The sequence below is a fragment of the Mesorhizobium waimense genome, from assembly GCF_003601975.1.
Classification (GTDB): Bacteria; Pseudomonadota; Alphaproteobacteria; order Rhizobiales; family Rhizobiaceae; genus Mesorhizobium; species Mesorhizobium waimense.
This window is the reverse complement of sequence record NZ_QZWZ01000021.1, coordinates 24390-38258: the sequence shown is the minus strand read 5'-3', so window position 1 is coordinate 38258 and position 13869 is coordinate 24390. Positions and strand designations below refer to the sequence as shown.

12 protein-coding genes are annotated in these 13869 nt (G+C 62.7%); 7 read left to right on the top strand and 5 right to left on the bottom strand.

The window, feature by feature from the left end:
- Positions 1 to 67: 67 nt before the first annotated feature.
- From coaE to D3227_RS24140, 4 genes are all read right to left on the bottom strand, one after another.
- Complete coding sequence (gene coaE / locus D3227_RS24155) at positions 68 to 673, bottom strand: dephospho-CoA kinase (protein ID WP_120016862.1); 606 nt, start codon at positions 671 to 673, stop codon at positions 68 to 70.
- A complete protein-coding gene (locus tag D3227_RS24150) occupies positions 673 to 1512 on the bottom strand; it encodes a shikimate dehydrogenase (RefSeq protein WP_120016791.1) in 840 nt (279 codons plus the stop codon). The genes coaE and D3227_RS24150 overlap by 1 nt, the downstream gene beginning before the upstream one ends.
- Entirely contained in the window at positions 1505 to 2104 is a 600-nt protein-coding gene (locus D3227_RS24145) for a Maf-like protein (RefSeq protein WP_120016790.1), read from the bottom strand. The genes D3227_RS24150 and D3227_RS24145 overlap by 8 nt, the downstream gene beginning before the upstream one ends.
- Before the next feature lie 386 nt (positions 2105 to 2490).
- A complete protein-coding gene (locus tag D3227_RS24140) occupies positions 2491 to 3405 on the bottom strand; it encodes a pyruvate, water dikinase regulatory protein (RefSeq protein ID WP_425374541.1) in 915 nt (304 codons plus the stop codon).
- Positions 3406 to 3714: 309 nt separating this feature from the next.
- On the opposite strand from D3227_RS24140, the gene hemE reads away from it, so the two are divergent.
- The 3 genes from hemE to rho all read left to right on the top strand — a co-directional run bounded on the left by hemE (position 3715) and on the right by rho (position 6713).
- On the top strand, positions 3715 to 4746 hold the full coding sequence (hemE, locus tag D3227_RS24135; RefSeq protein WP_120016789.1) for a uroporphyrinogen decarboxylase: 1032 nt from the start codon (positions 3715 to 3717) through the stop codon (positions 4744 to 4746).
- On the top strand, positions 4746 to 5282 hold the full coding sequence (gene hemJ / locus D3227_RS24130) for a protoporphyrinogen oxidase HemJ (RefSeq protein ID WP_120016788.1): 537 nt from the start codon (positions 4746 to 4748) through the stop codon (positions 5280 to 5282). Before hemE ends, hemJ begins: the two co-directional genes overlap by 1 nt.
- Before the next feature lie 165 nt (positions 5283 to 5447).
- A complete protein-coding gene (rho, locus tag D3227_RS24125; RefSeq protein ID WP_081482260.1) occupies positions 5448 to 6713 on the top strand; it encodes a transcription termination factor Rho in 1266 nt (421 codons plus the stop codon).
- A gap of 111 nt (positions 6714 to 6824) precedes the next feature.
- Here rho and D3227_RS24120 read toward each other — a convergent pair whose 3' ends face one another.
- Complete coding sequence (locus tag D3227_RS24120; protein ID WP_120016787.1) at positions 6825 to 8843, bottom strand: thioredoxin domain-containing protein; 2019 nt, start codon at positions 8841 to 8843, stop codon at positions 6825 to 6827.
- A 70-nt stretch (positions 8844 to 8913) separates the two neighbouring features.
- Between D3227_RS24120 and mnmE the strand changes: the two genes are divergently transcribed.
- The 4 genes from mnmE to D3227_RS24100 all read left to right on the top strand — a co-directional run bounded on the left by mnmE (position 8914) and on the right by D3227_RS24100 (position 13844).
- Entirely contained in the window at positions 8914 to 10239 is a 1326-nt protein-coding gene (mnmE, locus tag D3227_RS24115; RefSeq protein ID WP_120016786.1) for a tRNA uridine-5-carboxymethylaminomethyl(34) synthesis GTPase MnmE, read from the top strand.
- Positions 10240 to 10517: 278 nt separating this feature from the next.
- Positions 10518 to 12392 (top strand): tRNA uridine-5-carboxymethylaminomethyl(34) synthesis enzyme MnmG, encoded by a 1875-nt coding sequence (mnmG, locus tag D3227_RS24110; RefSeq protein WP_120016785.1) that lies wholly within the window; start codon positions 10518 to 10520, stop codon positions 12390 to 12392.
- A gap of 68 nt (positions 12393 to 12460) precedes the next feature.
- On the top strand, positions 12461 to 13042 hold the full coding sequence (gene rsmG / locus D3227_RS24105) for a 16S rRNA (guanine(527)-N(7))-methyltransferase RsmG (RefSeq protein WP_425374539.1): 582 nt from the start codon (positions 12461 to 12463) through the stop codon (positions 13040 to 13042).
- Between the two features lie 4 nt (positions 13043 to 13046).
- Positions 13047 to 13844, top strand: a complete 798-nt coding sequence (locus D3227_RS24100) for a ParA family protein (RefSeq protein WP_120016783.1) — start codon at positions 13047 to 13049, stop codon at positions 13842 to 13844.
- Positions 13845 to 13869: the final 25 nt, after the last annotated feature.

Genomic DNA, 13869 nt, shown 5'->3' with positions numbered 1-13869 from the left:
TCCGCTCTAAAGGAGCAGAATCATACACCAGAACAAAATGGCAATGGGCAATGCTGACGGCCTGGCGTCAGGAGCCTGCCCTGCCCGACTTATCCCCGGAGAGTTCGGCGATGATGACGCCGACCGCCTTGCGCGCGGCGTCAAAGCCCTCACCGGTGTCGATGACGAAATCCGCCTGCCGGCGTTTTTCGGCATCGGGAACCTGCTTTGCCAGGATCGCCGCCAGCTTTTCCTCGCTCATGCCGGGCCGCCCCAACACGCGGGCGCGCTGGATTTCTGGCGGCGCGGTGACGACCACGACCTTGTCGACGCGGTTTCGCCCGCTGGTCTCGAACAAGAGCGGGATATCGAGCACGGCAAGCGGCGCACCGGCTGCGCGGTGCCTGGCCAGAAAGGCGTCGGCGTCGGCGCGAACCAGCGGATGGACGATCGCTTCCAGCGTCTTCAGCGCGGCGGCGTCGCCAAGCACGCGTGCAGCGAGCTTGGCGCGGTCGACCACCCCGGCATCGGTCGTGCAGGGAAAGGCAGCCTCGACCAGCGGTGCGGCCTTGCCGGAATAGAGACGATGCACCGTCTCGTCGGAATCATGCACCGGCACGCCGGCCTCGGCGAACATTTTTGCGGTCGTCGACTTGCCCATGCCAATCGATCCGGTGAGGCCGAGCACGATCATCATTTTGCACCGATGTCGGCGACGATCATCTGCCGGAGCTCGGCAGTGACGTCGGGCCTGATGCCGAACCAGCGCTCGAACCCGGGCACGGCCTGGTGCAACAGCATGCCGAGCCCGTCGACCGTCTTCAGATGTCTCGCGCGCGCTGCGGCGAGAAGCGGCGTCTCCAGCGGCACATAGACAATGTCGGTGACGATGGCATGGTCCGGCAGACCGGCCGGGTCGGCGGCGAGGGCCCCGTTGCCATGCATGCCGAGCGCTGTGGTGTTGATGAGCAGGCCGGTGTCGCCAAGCAATTCGCCGGTCGCTTCCGCGCCATGGGCGGAGACGCCGGCGCCAAAGCGGCGAGCCAACTCCTGCGCCCTCGCAAGCGTTCGGTTGACGATGCGGATGTCTTTGATGCCGCGCTCAACCAGCGCATGGATGACCGCGCGCGAAGCGCCGCCGGCGCCGAGCACCACGGCCGGACCATTCTCTGACCAACCCGGCGCGCGCTGGTCGAGATTGGCGGCGAAGCCATGGCCGTCGGTATTGCCGCCCCACAATGCGCCGTCCTCGAACCACAGCGTGTTGACGGCGCCGATCGCTTCGGCCGCCTCGTCACGACGGTCGACCAGCGCGAAGGCGGCCTCCTTGTGCGGGATGGTGACGTTGCCGCCGCTGTAGCCGTTGTCGCGCAGCCTGCTCAGAAAGGCTGCAAAATCGTCCGGCGCGACGTCGATCGCCCGGTAGCTGCCGTCGATGCCGTATTTTTCCAGCCAGTGGCCGTGGATCTTCGGCGACCGCGAATGGGCGATCGGATGTCCCGTTACGAAAGCCTTTTTCGACGTCTCAGCCATCGATCGCCCCGAGCTCACGCAGCTTGGCCAGCACCGGCAGCAGCGGCAGGCCGACAATGGTAAAATAGTCGCCTTCGATCTTTTCGAAGAGCTGGATGCCTTCGCCCTCGATCTGATAGGCGCCGACGCTGGAGAGCGCCTTGGCCCCGACACGCGCCAGGTGCCGGCCGATGAAGGCCGGATCGAGGTTGCGCATGGTGAGGCTGGCGACGCCGACATGGCGCCAAAGCACCTCACCGTTGCGGCAGAGCACGGCGGCACTGTTGAGCTGATGCGTCTTGCCGGACAACGCCAGCAGATGGCGGCGCGCGCCTTCCATGTCGGCCGGTTTGTGAAACACCTCATCGCCGAGCGAAAGCGTCTGGTCGCAGCCGAGCACCAGCGCGCCGGGCTTGCGTTCGCTGACTTCGGTTGCCTTGGCTTCGGCGAGCACGAGGGCGACATCCTCGGGCGAAACGCCGCTGTCCTGCAACGGCGCCTCGAGTGCGCGTTCGTCGACATCGGCCGGAACCGCCTCGATCTCGGCCCCGGCGTGGACGAGCATCGCCTTGCGGAACGGACTGCCCGAAGCGAGGATGATTCTTTCGGTCATGGTTCTTTGCGCGCCTGATTAACCGCAGTTGAGATGCTGGCTTAGTGGGGCGAAGGCGACCGCTGCACCCGTCGGCCGCTGTGGCGGCATGGATCCTAGGGTCTCGGCGACGTCGCTTCGCTCCTGCTCCGCCCTAGGATTACGAAGACACAATGTTCCACCGCTAATCACAAACGTCGGAGATTGGCCGTAGTGTCGCCGCACAAGGGGTGCCGAGGATGGCAAATCGCAAACCTTCGAGATTAGCCGAGACAATCGTCCCTTCGTCATCCTAGGGCGAAGCAAGGAGCGAAGCGACGCAGCGAAGACCCTAGGATCCATGCCGTGACCTTCGATCCTCGCGGCGTGAATGGCTGGGCAAGACCTGACCCGGCTCTTCGGCCTCATTATCTCGACTTCCCGCGCAGGGCAACGATCGCCGCGGCCGTTTCCTCGATCGAGCGGCGGCTGACGTCGATCATCGGCCAGCCATGCCTGGTGCAGATCTGGCGGGCATAGGCCAGTTCCTCGGTGATGGAGGCGCGATCGACATAGTCGGTCGCCTCATAAGAACTGCTGTTGCCCAGAATCCGGTTCTGGCGGACATGCGAGATGCGCTCGGCAGTGGCGATCAGGCCGACGATCAAAGGCGTCCTGGCGTTGACCAGGCTTTCCGGCACCGGCACGCCGAGCACGATTGGGATGTTGGCGGTCTTGATGCCCCTGTTGGCGAGATAGATGCTGGTCGGCGTCTTCGAGGTGCGTGAGATGCCGATCAGCACGATGTCGGCGTCGTCCATATTGGCCGGCAGCTGGCCGTCATCATGCTCCATGGTGAAGTTGAGCGCGTCGATGCGGCGGAAATATTCGGCGTCGAGCACGTGCTGCGCGCCGACGCGCCGGCCTGCCGGCGTGCCGAGATAGGACTGGAAGACGCTGAGCACCGGCTCCAGCACCGACACGCAAGGCAGGCCCATGGCCGCGCAGCGGTCGTCGATGCCGCGCGCCAGCTTCTGGTCGACGACGGTGTAGAGGATGATGCCCGGCTCTTCCTCGATGTCCTCGAACACCTTGGCCACCTGCTTTTCCGTGCGGATCAGCGGATAAATGTGCTCGATGGCACGCGCATCCTTGTATTGCGCGGAAGCCGCGCGCCCGGCGGCCAGCAGCGTTTCGCCGGTGGCATCCGAAATCAGGTGAAGGTGAAAGAAGCTCTGGGGTTTGTTCACAGGCGTCATTCCAGGCTGTGGGCGGATGTGGATAAGGCCGAACAAAAAATCAGGGCTGGCCGGGGCGACTGTATCAGATGGCAGTTTGTCCACAATTCGATGTGCTGTAGGCTTCGTCGGGCGGCTGGGGACAAGTCTGGGGACTGGCGTTTTCACCCTTACTCAATCCACAGAGCCATTTTCCTTGCGCCGGCGTCAAGCCATTGACTCCAGTAATGGATTCCGGGTCTTCCACAAAGTCCTGCAATCCCGCCGGAGAAGCACGCGACAATATGCTGACTGGCCTTTTTGGTGGTCAGGCTGGACAGGTGCCAACCACCACAATCAACAGACTCTTAGAATCAGAAGATTCTTAGAAATAAGATATTTGATTTAGAAAGAGGCCGGAGAGGCGAACGCTGCATGCGGCACAACCGGATCATGCTGGACGTATTGAAGGGCAAGGCGGTGTCTCCGCCACCGCTCTGGATGATGCGTCAGGCCGGGCGCTATCTGCCCGAATATCGCGAGACCAGAAAGCGCGCCGGATCCTTCCTCGATCTTTGCTACAATCCCGACCTGGCGGTGGAAGTCACACTGCAGCCGATCGAGCGCTTCGGCTTCGATGCTTCGATCCTGTTCTCCGACATTTTGGTGGTGCCCAATGCGCTGGGGCGTGACGTGCGCTTCGAGGAGGGCCGCGGGCCCCTGCTGACGCCGATCACCGCGGCGGAGATTTCGGCTCTGGAGAGCGAAACGTTTCACGTGAATCTCGAACCGGTCTACGAGACGGTTCGCCGTTTGCGGGCGAAACTGCCCGATGAGACGACGCTGATCGGCTTCTGCGGCGCGCCATGGACGGTGGCGACCTACATGATCGCGGGCCATGGAACGCCCGACCAGGCGCCGGCCCGGCTGTTTGCCTATCGCGAACCGGAAGCCTTCTCCCGGCTGCTGAAAGTGCTTGCCGATCATTCTGCCGCCTACCTCATTCGCCAGATCGATGCCGGTGCCGATGTCGTGCAGATTTTCGACTCGTGGTCCGGCGTGCTCGACGACGTCTCTTTCGAGGCCTTTTGCGTCGAGCCGGTTGCGGAGATCGTCAGGCAGGTGAAGGCGGTCCACCCCGATGTTCCAGTCATCGGCTTTCCCAAGGGCGCTGGAGAGCGCTATCGCGACTATCGACAGAAGACCGGGATTACCGGCCTTGGCCTCGACTGGACCGTGCCGCTGACCATGGCGAAGGAATTGCAGCGCGGCGGCGCCGTGCAGGGCAATCTCGATCCGTTGCGGCTGGTGGCTGGCGGCAAGGCGCTGACCGATGGCGTCGACGCTATCTTGAAGGCGCTGGCCGATGGCCCGCTGATCTTCAATCTCGGACACGGCATTACGCCGCAGACGCCGGTGGCGCATGTCGAGGCAATGGTGAATCTGGTGCGGAGCGCGACACGCTGATGGCCGACATGAGCAACACCAACAGCACCGGCCACGCAATGAAGCGCATGGCGATTGGTATCGGCGTCTTGGTCGTGCTGACCGCTCTCCTCTTTTTCGTAGCGCCCGACAGCTTCTATCCCTGGGCCAAGGCGATCCATGTCATCGCCGTCATCTCCTGGATGGCAGGCATGCTCTATCTGCCGCGGCTGTTCGTTTATCACGTCGATGCCGAGAAGGGTTCTGTCCAGTCCGAAACGTTCAAGGTGATGGAGCGCCGGCTGCTCAGGGCTATCATCAATCCGGCAATGATCGTCACCTGGGTGTTCGGCCTCTGGCTGGCCTGGAAAGGGTTTGGATTCCAGGGCGGCTGGCTGCACGCCAAAATCGCGGCGGTGCTTTTGCTGTCGGGGCTGCATGGCTATCTCGCCGGCGCGGTGCGCAAATTCGCAGAGGACAAGAACGAAAAACCGGCAAGGCACTGGCGGATCGTCAACGAGATCCCCACATTGTTGATGATCGTCATCGTCGTCCTGGTCATCGTGAAGCCTTTCTGACATCACGCCGACCCGCAAAAGGCGGCTTGCTCTTTCAACCGACCGACGATACAAGACGGGTCTTCCTTCCCGTCATGCGCCGCCCCATTTTCGCTTTCGGCCGCGCCCGGCATTTGTCGCATCCCGCCGATTTTTTCTCCCCAAAGCCTACCCAGAGTCCATCTAATGCAAGAAATGAAACTCACCGAGTTCAAGAACAAGAAACCGCCAGAGCTGATCGCTTATGCCGAATCGCTCGAGGTCGAGAACGCCAGCGTCATGCGCAAGCAGGAGCTGATGTTCGCGATCCTGAAGAAGCTGGCCGCACAGGATATCGAGATCATCGGCGATGGCGTGGTCGAGGTGCTGCAGGACGGTTTCGGCTTCCTGCGCTCCGCCAATGCCAACTATTTGCCAGGTCCCGACGACATCTATATCTCGCCGTCGCAGATCCGGCGCTTTTCGCTGAAAACCGGCGATACGGTCGAAGGGCCGATCCGCAGCCCGAAAGAAGGCGAGCGCTATTTCGCGCTGCTCAAGGTCAACACCATCAATTTCGACGATCCGGAAAAGATCCGTCACAAGATCCACTTCGACAATCTGACGCCGCTCTATCCGACCAAGCGGCTGAAGATGGAGATCGACAATCCGACCAGCAAGGACATCTCGCCGCGCGTCATCGACCTGGTCGCGCCGATCGGCAAGGGCCAGCGCGCGTTGATCAATGCGCAGCCGCGTACCGGCAAGACGGTTCTCATGCAGAACATCGCCCATTCGATCACCGCCAACCATCCTGAATGCTATCTGATTGTGCTTCTGATCGACGAGAGGCCGGAAGAAGTGACCGATATGCAGCGTTCGGTGAAGGGCGAGGTGATCTCATCGACCTTCGACGAACCGGCGGTGCGCCACGTTCAGGTCGCCGAGATGGTCATCGAGAAGGCCAAGCGTCTGGTCGAGCACGGCCGCGACGTCGTCATCCTGCTCGATTCCATCACCCGCCTCGGCCGCGCCTACAACACCGTGGTGCCGTCATCCGGCAAGGTGCTGACCGGTGGTGTCGATGCGAACGCGCTGCAGCGGCCGAAGCGCTTCTTTGGCGCGGCCCGCAACATCGAGGAAGGCGGTTCGCTGACCATCATCGCGACAGCACTGATCGATACCGGCAGCCGCATGGACGAGGTCATCTTCGAAGAGTTCAAGGGCACCGGCAACTGCGAAATCCAGCTCGACCGGAAGGTGGCCGACAAGCGCATCTATCCGGCTATGGACATCCTGAAGTCCGGCACCCGCAAGGAAGACCTGCTGATCCCGCGCGCCGACCTGCAGAAGATCTTCGTGCTGCGCCGCATCCTGGCGCCGATGGGAACCACCGACGCGATTGAGTTCCTCATCGACAAGCTCAAGCAGACCAAGACCAATGCCGACTTCTTCGATTCGATGAACACGTAGGCGACTGGCGAGGGAGCACCCCTCGCCTTCGTCATCCTCGGGCCTGACCCGAGGATCCATGCCGCGACATCGTCGCTTCGCTCCTGCTTCGCCCTGGGATGACGAAGATCCCTACCGACGGCGCAACAGGCGCTCCAGCTCATCAGTATCCGTAATCACAGGCAGGCAAACCTGCCCGGTGCAAAGCCAAGCACCTGGCTTTTCGGTCGGCGGCAAGACGCCGCCCGGTAATGTCGGTCGATTCGCTTCCGTGCCGACCTGGACGACAATATCGACCCGCCTCGGGTCAGGGTTTCGATTCGCAACCGGAACGAGGCGTGGACTCTCTGTTGCATCGACAAGCACCAGCTTTAGCGGCTCGAGTGCCAGGGCGCAGGCGTTGACGATGCCGGCCTGGCCATAGGCCTGTTGCGCGGTTCGCCCCATGGCATGTTCGGCTATCGCCCAGGCTTTTTCCCCTAGGTCGCCGTCGCCTGTGACTGACGACAGCCGCACCAAGGCTTCAATGATCTGGCTTGAGGCCGACGGGATCGCCTCGTCGACATCGCCCCGGATGCGGATCGGCACGTCGCCGCTATCCGAAGCGGTCAGGTAGTATCCGGTCTTGTCGCTGTCTTGATGCCAATGGTCGAGCTGGGTGACGAAATGCCTGGCCCGCTCGACATAATTCGAATCGCCGGTGGCTTCGAACAGCGAAATCGCCGCATTGGTCATCGCGGCATAGTCGCTGGACAGCGCCGGGAACAGCTTTTTGCCGCCGAGCATGGAATGCGGCAGCCGGCCTTCTTGGCTGGCTTCGGCAATGTGCGAGAAGGCCCGCGCTGCTGCGTCGATCCAGTCGCTACGGGTCAGGGCGCGGCCTGCCTCGGCCAATGCCGCGATCATCAGACCGTTCCAGTCGGTGAGCGTCTTGCTGTCGCGACCGGGCCTGATGCGCTGTTCCTTGGCCGTGAGCAATCTGTGCTTGAGCGGGGCGAGCTGGTCGCGATCGGCGATGCTTTGGCTTTGCTGAGCCTCTGTCTGGTGGATGATTGGCTTGCCTTCCCAGCCATGCGGGGCCGAAAGCGTGAAGTATCTGAAAAACCGGGCCGAATCGTCCCCGAGCACGGAATCGATCTCGTCCTTTCTCCAGGTGTAGAAAAGCCCCTCCTCGCCGTCGCTGTCGGCATCGAGGCTGGCGGCGAAGGCGCCGCCATCGACGCGCATTTCGCGCAGCAGCCATTCCACCGTGTCTTCGATTCGTAGCCGGAACAACTCGTTTCCGCTTGCCGCATAGGCCCAGTCGCACAGGCGGATCAGCTGGGCGTTGTCATAGAGCATCTTTTCGAAATGCGGCACCAGCCATTCGGCATCGGTCGAATAACGGCTCAAGCCGCCGCCGACATGGTCGTAGATACCGCCGGCGAGCATCTTTTCGAGGCTGACCAGCACGGCGTCGCGGTGCGATGCGGTGTCGTCGCGCAGCCAGGACAGCCAGAGCGTATGCATGAACGGTGCGTTGGGGAATTTTGGAGCGCCACGCAGGCCGCCCAAATCCCTGTCGATCATGCCGTCGATGCGGCCGGCGAGATCGCTGAGCGTGGCGCGGTCGAGCACGGCCTTGGCGTGGGCGCCGGCCAGCTTTGCCTCGACATGGCTGGTCAGGCCGTCGGCGCTCTGAGCGAGGCTTTGCCGCTTCTCCCGCCAGGCCTTGTCGACCGCCTCCATCACCTGGATGAAGCCCGGACGGCCGTAGCGCGCCTCGCGTGGAAAATAGGTCCCGCCCCAGAACGGCTTGCCGTCGGGGGTCAGGAACATGGTCAAGGGCCAGCCGCCTTGCTCGCCCATCGCATGCAGCGCCGCCATATAGATCTGGTCGATGTCGGGCCGCTCCTCGCGATCGACCTTGATATTGACGAACAGCCGGTTCATGACGGCAGCGACAGTGTCGTTCTCGAAGCTTTCATGCGCCATGACATGGCACCAGTGGCAGGCGGCATAGCCGATCGAAAGCAGGATCGGCCGCTCATGCGCCTTGGCTTCGGCGAGTGCAGCAGGTGACCAGGCCCGCCAATGCACCGGATTGCCGCTATGCTGCTGCAGATAGGGGCTGGCCTCTTCGGCCAGCAGGTTTTTGGCAGGCAAGGTCAATGGGCAAGCTCGGTTGCTGGGAAGCCGGGGCGGTTCATCAGAAGCTAGGGCGGTTCAGTAGAGCGGGCAAATGATTTCAGCTCAGTCCATTGTTGCGCTTTCCAGCGGGCGCCTGCCCGCCGGCATCGCCGTGATCCGTATTTCCGGCCCAAGGAGTCGATTCGCGATCGAAACGATCGCTGGCGGTATGGTTAAGGACCGTGTCGCGACCCTGCGCAAATTCCGGGCGACGGAGGGATCGGTGATCGACAATGGCCTGGTTCTATTCTTCCCGGGTCCTGGAAGCTTCACCGGCGAAGATGTCGCGGAGTTCCATGTTCATGGCGGTCGCGCGGTATCGATGAAAATGCTGGAGACGATCGCCGGCTTCGATGGCGTCCGCCATGCCGAGCCAGGGGAATTCACACGTCGCGCCTTTCTCAACGGCAAGCTGGATCTGGTCGAGACCGAGGCGCTGGCGGATCTCGTCAATGCCGAGACTGAGGCGCAGCGGCGCTTCGCCGTGCAGAACGCCGAGGGCGCGCAGAGCGCGCTCTACTCGAGCTGGCGCCGGCGCCTCATCCACGCGCGCGCCATGATCGAGGCCGAGATCGACTTTGCCGACGAGGATGATGTGCCGGGTTCTGTTTCGGATGCGGTCTGGTCGGACGTGCGCGCGATGATCGGCGAGATCGGTCATCACATCGACGGTTTTCACGCCGCCGAGATCATCCGCGACGGGTACGAGGTCGTCATCCTCGGCGCACCGAACGCCGGGAAATCCAGCCTGTTCAACGCGCTGGCCCGACGCGAAGCGGCGATCGTGACGGATGAGCCCGGCACGACGCGCGATCTGCTCGAAGTGGTGCTCGACCTGAAGGGAATGCGGGTCCGGATCACGGATACGGCGGGATTGCGTGCAGCGCCCGGCAAGGTAGAGGCGATCGGCATCGAGAAGGCCCGGGCGAAGGCGCGCGGTGCGGATCTGCTGCTGTTGCTGGAGGACATGGTCGATCCCGTCGACGCCGGCTTGGTGCCATCCGACGCGCAGATACTGAAGATTGGAACCAAAGCCGATTTGGTCGGGGGCCAGCAGCTGGCAGGTGGGCCGAAAGATTATGATGCGGTGATCTCCACCAGGGACGGGACCGGGTTGACGGATTTGCTGGACGACGTCGCGCGCCGCGCCGCGGCGGAGATCGGCAGGGCCGGCGACATTCTGCCGTCGCGACTGCGGCATGTGGAGTTGCTCGACGAGACGAAGGGGTTCTTGACCTCGGCCCTGTCAGGGCACGGACAGGAGTTGCGAGCGGAAGAGTTGCGCCTGGCTGCAGATCGGCTCGGTCGGATTGTCGGGGCCGTGGACGTCGAAGATTTGCTCGATGTCATCTTCTCGCAGTTCTGCATTGGTAAATGACTCACGTGAAACATCGGAGCACGGCGGCGGACTGGTGATTCACGTGAAACACGGGGGCGTCGTTCGTCATCCTCGGGTTTAATCGGCTCGGATGTCACGCATGGCTTCTAGGGGCTGCGCTGCGTCGCTTCGCTCCTTGCTCCGCCCTAGAATGACGAAGTTGGGAGGCTGTAGTCCGGCTTCTATTGTTTCACGTGAAACGAACTCGACTTGCAACCTTGACAGCGAAGGCTCTCGGGGACATGTCTCCGAGAACTTTCAGAACCTGGAATCGTAGAATGAACGATCACTATGACGTGGTTGTGGTGGGCGGCGGCCATGCTGGTTGCGAGGCGGCCAGCGCAGCCGCGCGCGCCGGCGCCAGGACCGCGCTGGTGACGCTGCGCTTCGACACGATCGGCGTCATGTCCTGCAACCCGGCGATCGGCGGTCTCGGCAAGGGTCACCTCGTGCGCGAGATCGACGCCATGGACGGGTTGATGGGTCGCATCGCCGATGCGGCTGGCATCCAGTTCCGCCTGCTCAACCGCCGCAAGGGCCCCGCCGTGCGCGGTCCGCGCACGCAGGCCGATCGCAAGCTCTATCGACTCGCCATGCAGGCGGCGATCCGCGAACAGGCAAATCTCGAGGTGGTCGAGGGCGAGGTTCTGGATTTCGAGATCGCCGTTGAAAGCGTATCGGCTGTCCTGCTGGCGGACGGACGCAGGCTTGCCTGCGGCGCCGTGGTGCTGACCACCGGTACTTTCCTGCGCGGACTGATCCATATCGGCGAAAAGAAGATCGTTGCCGGGCGCATGAACGAGCAGGCGAGCATCGGCCTGTCGGCGACGATGAGCCGCGCGGGCTTCAAACTCGGGCGGCTGAAGACCGGAACACCGCCGCGGCTCGACGGCCGCACCATCGACTGGTCCTCGCTGGAGAGCCAGGCCGCGGACGAAGATCCGGTGCCGTTCTCGCTGATGACGGACGCCATCCAGAACCCGCAGATTCATTGCGGTATCACGCGCACAATGCCGGCGACGCATGAGTTGATTCGCCTCAACCTGCACCGGTCAGCGATGTATTCAGGTTCGATTGAAGGCGTGGGGCCGCGTTATTGTCCCTCGATCGAAGACAAGATCGTCAAGTTCGGCGATCGCGAAGGGCACCAGATTTTCCTCGAGCCGGAGGGCCTCGACGACGACACCGTCTATCCGAACGGCATCTCGACCTCGCTGCCGGAAGATGTCCAGCTCGATATTCTGAAGACCATCCCTGGGCTGGAGCGAGCAACGATGCTGCAGCCCGGCTATGCGATCGAATACGACCATGTTGATCCGCGCGAACTGCAGCCGACGCTGGAAACCAGACGCATCGGTGGCCTGTTCCTCGCCGGGCAGATCAACGGCACGACCGGCTATGAAGAGGCCGGCGCGCAGGGGCTGCTCGCCGGCCTCAATGCAGCGCGCAAGGTGTCCGCCAGTGATCCGGTCGTGCTCAGCCGCACCGAGGCCTATATCGGCGTCATGGTCGACGATCTGACCAGCCGCGGTATCGCCGAACCCTATCGCATGTTCACCTCGCGCGCGGAGTTCCGCCTGTCGCTCAGGGCTGACAATGCCGATGAGCGGCTGACGCCACTGGCTGAGAGGTTGGGGATCGCGTCGCCAGAGCGGATGCAACGCTTTAACAACATCATGCAGGACCTTAAAAGGGCCCGCGAGCTGGCGTTGGGGGTTAGCTTTACGCCCAACGAAGCGGCGCGGCATGGGCTCGAAATCAACAAGGATGGCGTGCGCCGTTCGGCCTATGAATTGCTGGCCTATCCTGATGTCGACGTTGCCTGGCTGGTTCGGATCGAGCCCCGGTTCGGTGAAATCGACGCCAAGACGGCCGAGCGCCTTGAGACGGAGGCGAAATATTCGGTCTATCTCGACCGACAGCAAGCGGATGTCGCGCAGATCAGGCATGAGGAGAGCCGGCTGATCCCGGCCGCTGTCGATTTTGCCAATGTGCCCGGGCTCTCCAATGAGCTGAAGCAGAAGATGCTGACGCGCAAGCCGCGCTCGATTGCCGATGCCCAGCGGATGGAAGGCATGACGCCGGCGGCGCTGGCGATCATCGTTGCGCATGTCCGCAATGCCGAGGCCGCCGTGCAAAGGGATGTCGCGTGAGCGCTGCCTCATGGACAGGTCTGCAAGAGGCTGCGGGTCCGGTTTCACGTGAAACATTCGAGCGTCTGATGGCGTTCGAACAGCTCTTCCTGAAATGGAACCGCAGCATCAACCTCGCCGCGCCTTCGACGCTGGACGATGTCTGGGGCCGCCATATCCTCGACAGCGCGCAACTAGGCCGAATCGAGCCCCAGGCGAAGCGCTGGGTCGATCTCGGCTCGGGCGGCGGTTTTCCCGGCTTGGTGGTGGCGTTCCTACTTGTCGAGCGCGATGGGGCTTCGATCGATCTGGTTGAGAGCAATCGCAAGAAAGCGTCGTTCCTGCAGGCGGTCATCGGCCAGTTCGGTTTGCCGGCGCGGGTCATCGCGCGGCGCATTGATGACAGCTATCCGCTTGTTTCTGCACCTGAAATCGTGACGGCGCGAGCGCTGGCATCGCTGCCGGACCTGCTCGATCTGTCGGCGTCCTGGCTGACCAAGGGGGCTCGCGCGCTGTTCCACAAAGGCCGGGATTACCGGGCCGAGGTGGAAGAAAGCACTCACCGATGGGCATTCGATCTGGTAGAACATCCGAGCATGACCGACCCGCATGGGGTCATCCTAGAACTGTCAAATCTACGCCCGGCGACCCGCAATGAATTACTGGCATAGACCCATGAAAACCGGACCCCGTATCATCACCGTCGCCAACCAGAAGGGTGGTGTCGGCAAGACCACCACGGCCATCAATCTGGCCACGGCGCTGGCGGCTATCGGCGAACAGGTGCTGATCGTCGACCTCGACCCGCAAGGCAATGCCAGCACCGGCCTCGGCATCGACCGCAAGGATCGCACCGTATCGTCCTATGACGTGCTCACCGGCGAACTGGGTCTGGAAGCGGCGGCGATACCGACGGCCGTGCCCGGCCTTTCGATCGTGCCGTCGACGCTCGACCTGCTCGGCATCGAGATGGAAATCGCCTCGGCACCGGATCGGGTGCTCAGGCTTCGCAATGCGCTGCGCGCCGCGGCCGAGCGCTCGGCGCCTTTCGGCTATGTGCTGATCGACTGCCCGCCGTCGCTCAATCTGCTGACGCTGAATTCGATGGCCGCCGCCGATTCGGTGCTGGTGCCGCTGCAATGCGAATTCTTCGCGCTCGAAGGCTTGAGCCAGCTGCTCGAAACGGTCGAGCAGGTGCGTCGGACGATCAATCCGGATCTCACCATCCAGGGCATCGTGCTGACCATGTATGATGGCCGCAACAACCTCGCCAACCAGGTGGTGCAGGATGTACGGCAGCATATGGGCGACAAGGTCTACGAGACCATCATTCCGCGCAATGTCCGCGTTTCCGAAGCGCCGTCCTATGGCAAGCCGGCGATCCTCTACGACCTCAAATGCTCGGGCAGCCAGGCCTATCTGCAGCTTGCCTCCGAAGTGATCCGGCGCGAGCGCAAATTGCGCGCCGCCTGACGCCGATCCTATTTGACGCCGATTC

What these genes read in the sequence shown, in the direction of transcription:
- hemJ (WP_120016788.1), top strand. Translation starts at nt 4,746, where the DNA reads ATGGCCGACATGAGCAACACCAACAGCACCGGCCACGCAATGAAGCGC.
- D3227_RS24145 (WP_120016790.1), bottom strand. Translation starts at nt 2,104, where the DNA reads ATGACCGAAAGAATCATCCTCGCTTCGGGCAGTCCGTTCCGCAAGGCG.
- D3227_RS24100 (WP_120016783.1), top strand. Translation starts at nt 13,047, where the DNA reads ATGAAAACCGGACCCCGTATCATCACCGTCGCCAACCAGAAGGGTGGT.
- hemE (WP_120016789.1), top strand. Translation starts at nt 3,715, where the DNA reads ATGCGGCACAACCGGATCATGCTGGACGTATTGAAGGGCAAGGCGGTG.
- coaE (WP_120016862.1), bottom strand. Translation starts at nt 673, where the DNA reads ATGATCGTGCTCGGCCTCACCGGATCGATTGGCATGGGCAAGTCGACG.
- mnmE (WP_120016786.1), top strand. Translation starts at nt 8,914, where the DNA reads ATGATTTCAGCTCAGTCCATTGTTGCGCTTTCCAGCGGGCGCCTGCCC.
- D3227_RS24150 (WP_120016791.1), bottom strand. Translation starts at nt 1,512, where the DNA reads ATGGCTGAGACGTCGAAAAAGGCTTTCGTAACGGGACATCCGATCGCC.
- rsmG (WP_425374539.1), top strand. Translation starts at nt 12,461, where the DNA reads ATGGCGTTCGAACAGCTCTTCCTGAAATGGAACCGCAGCATCAACCTC.
- mnmG (WP_120016785.1), top strand. Translation starts at nt 10,518, where the DNA reads ATGAACGATCACTATGACGTGGTTGTGGTGGGCGGCGGCCATGCTGGT.
- rho (WP_081482260.1), top strand. Translation starts at nt 5,448, where the DNA reads ATGCAAGAAATGAAACTCACCGAGTTCAAGAACAAGAAACCGCCAGAG.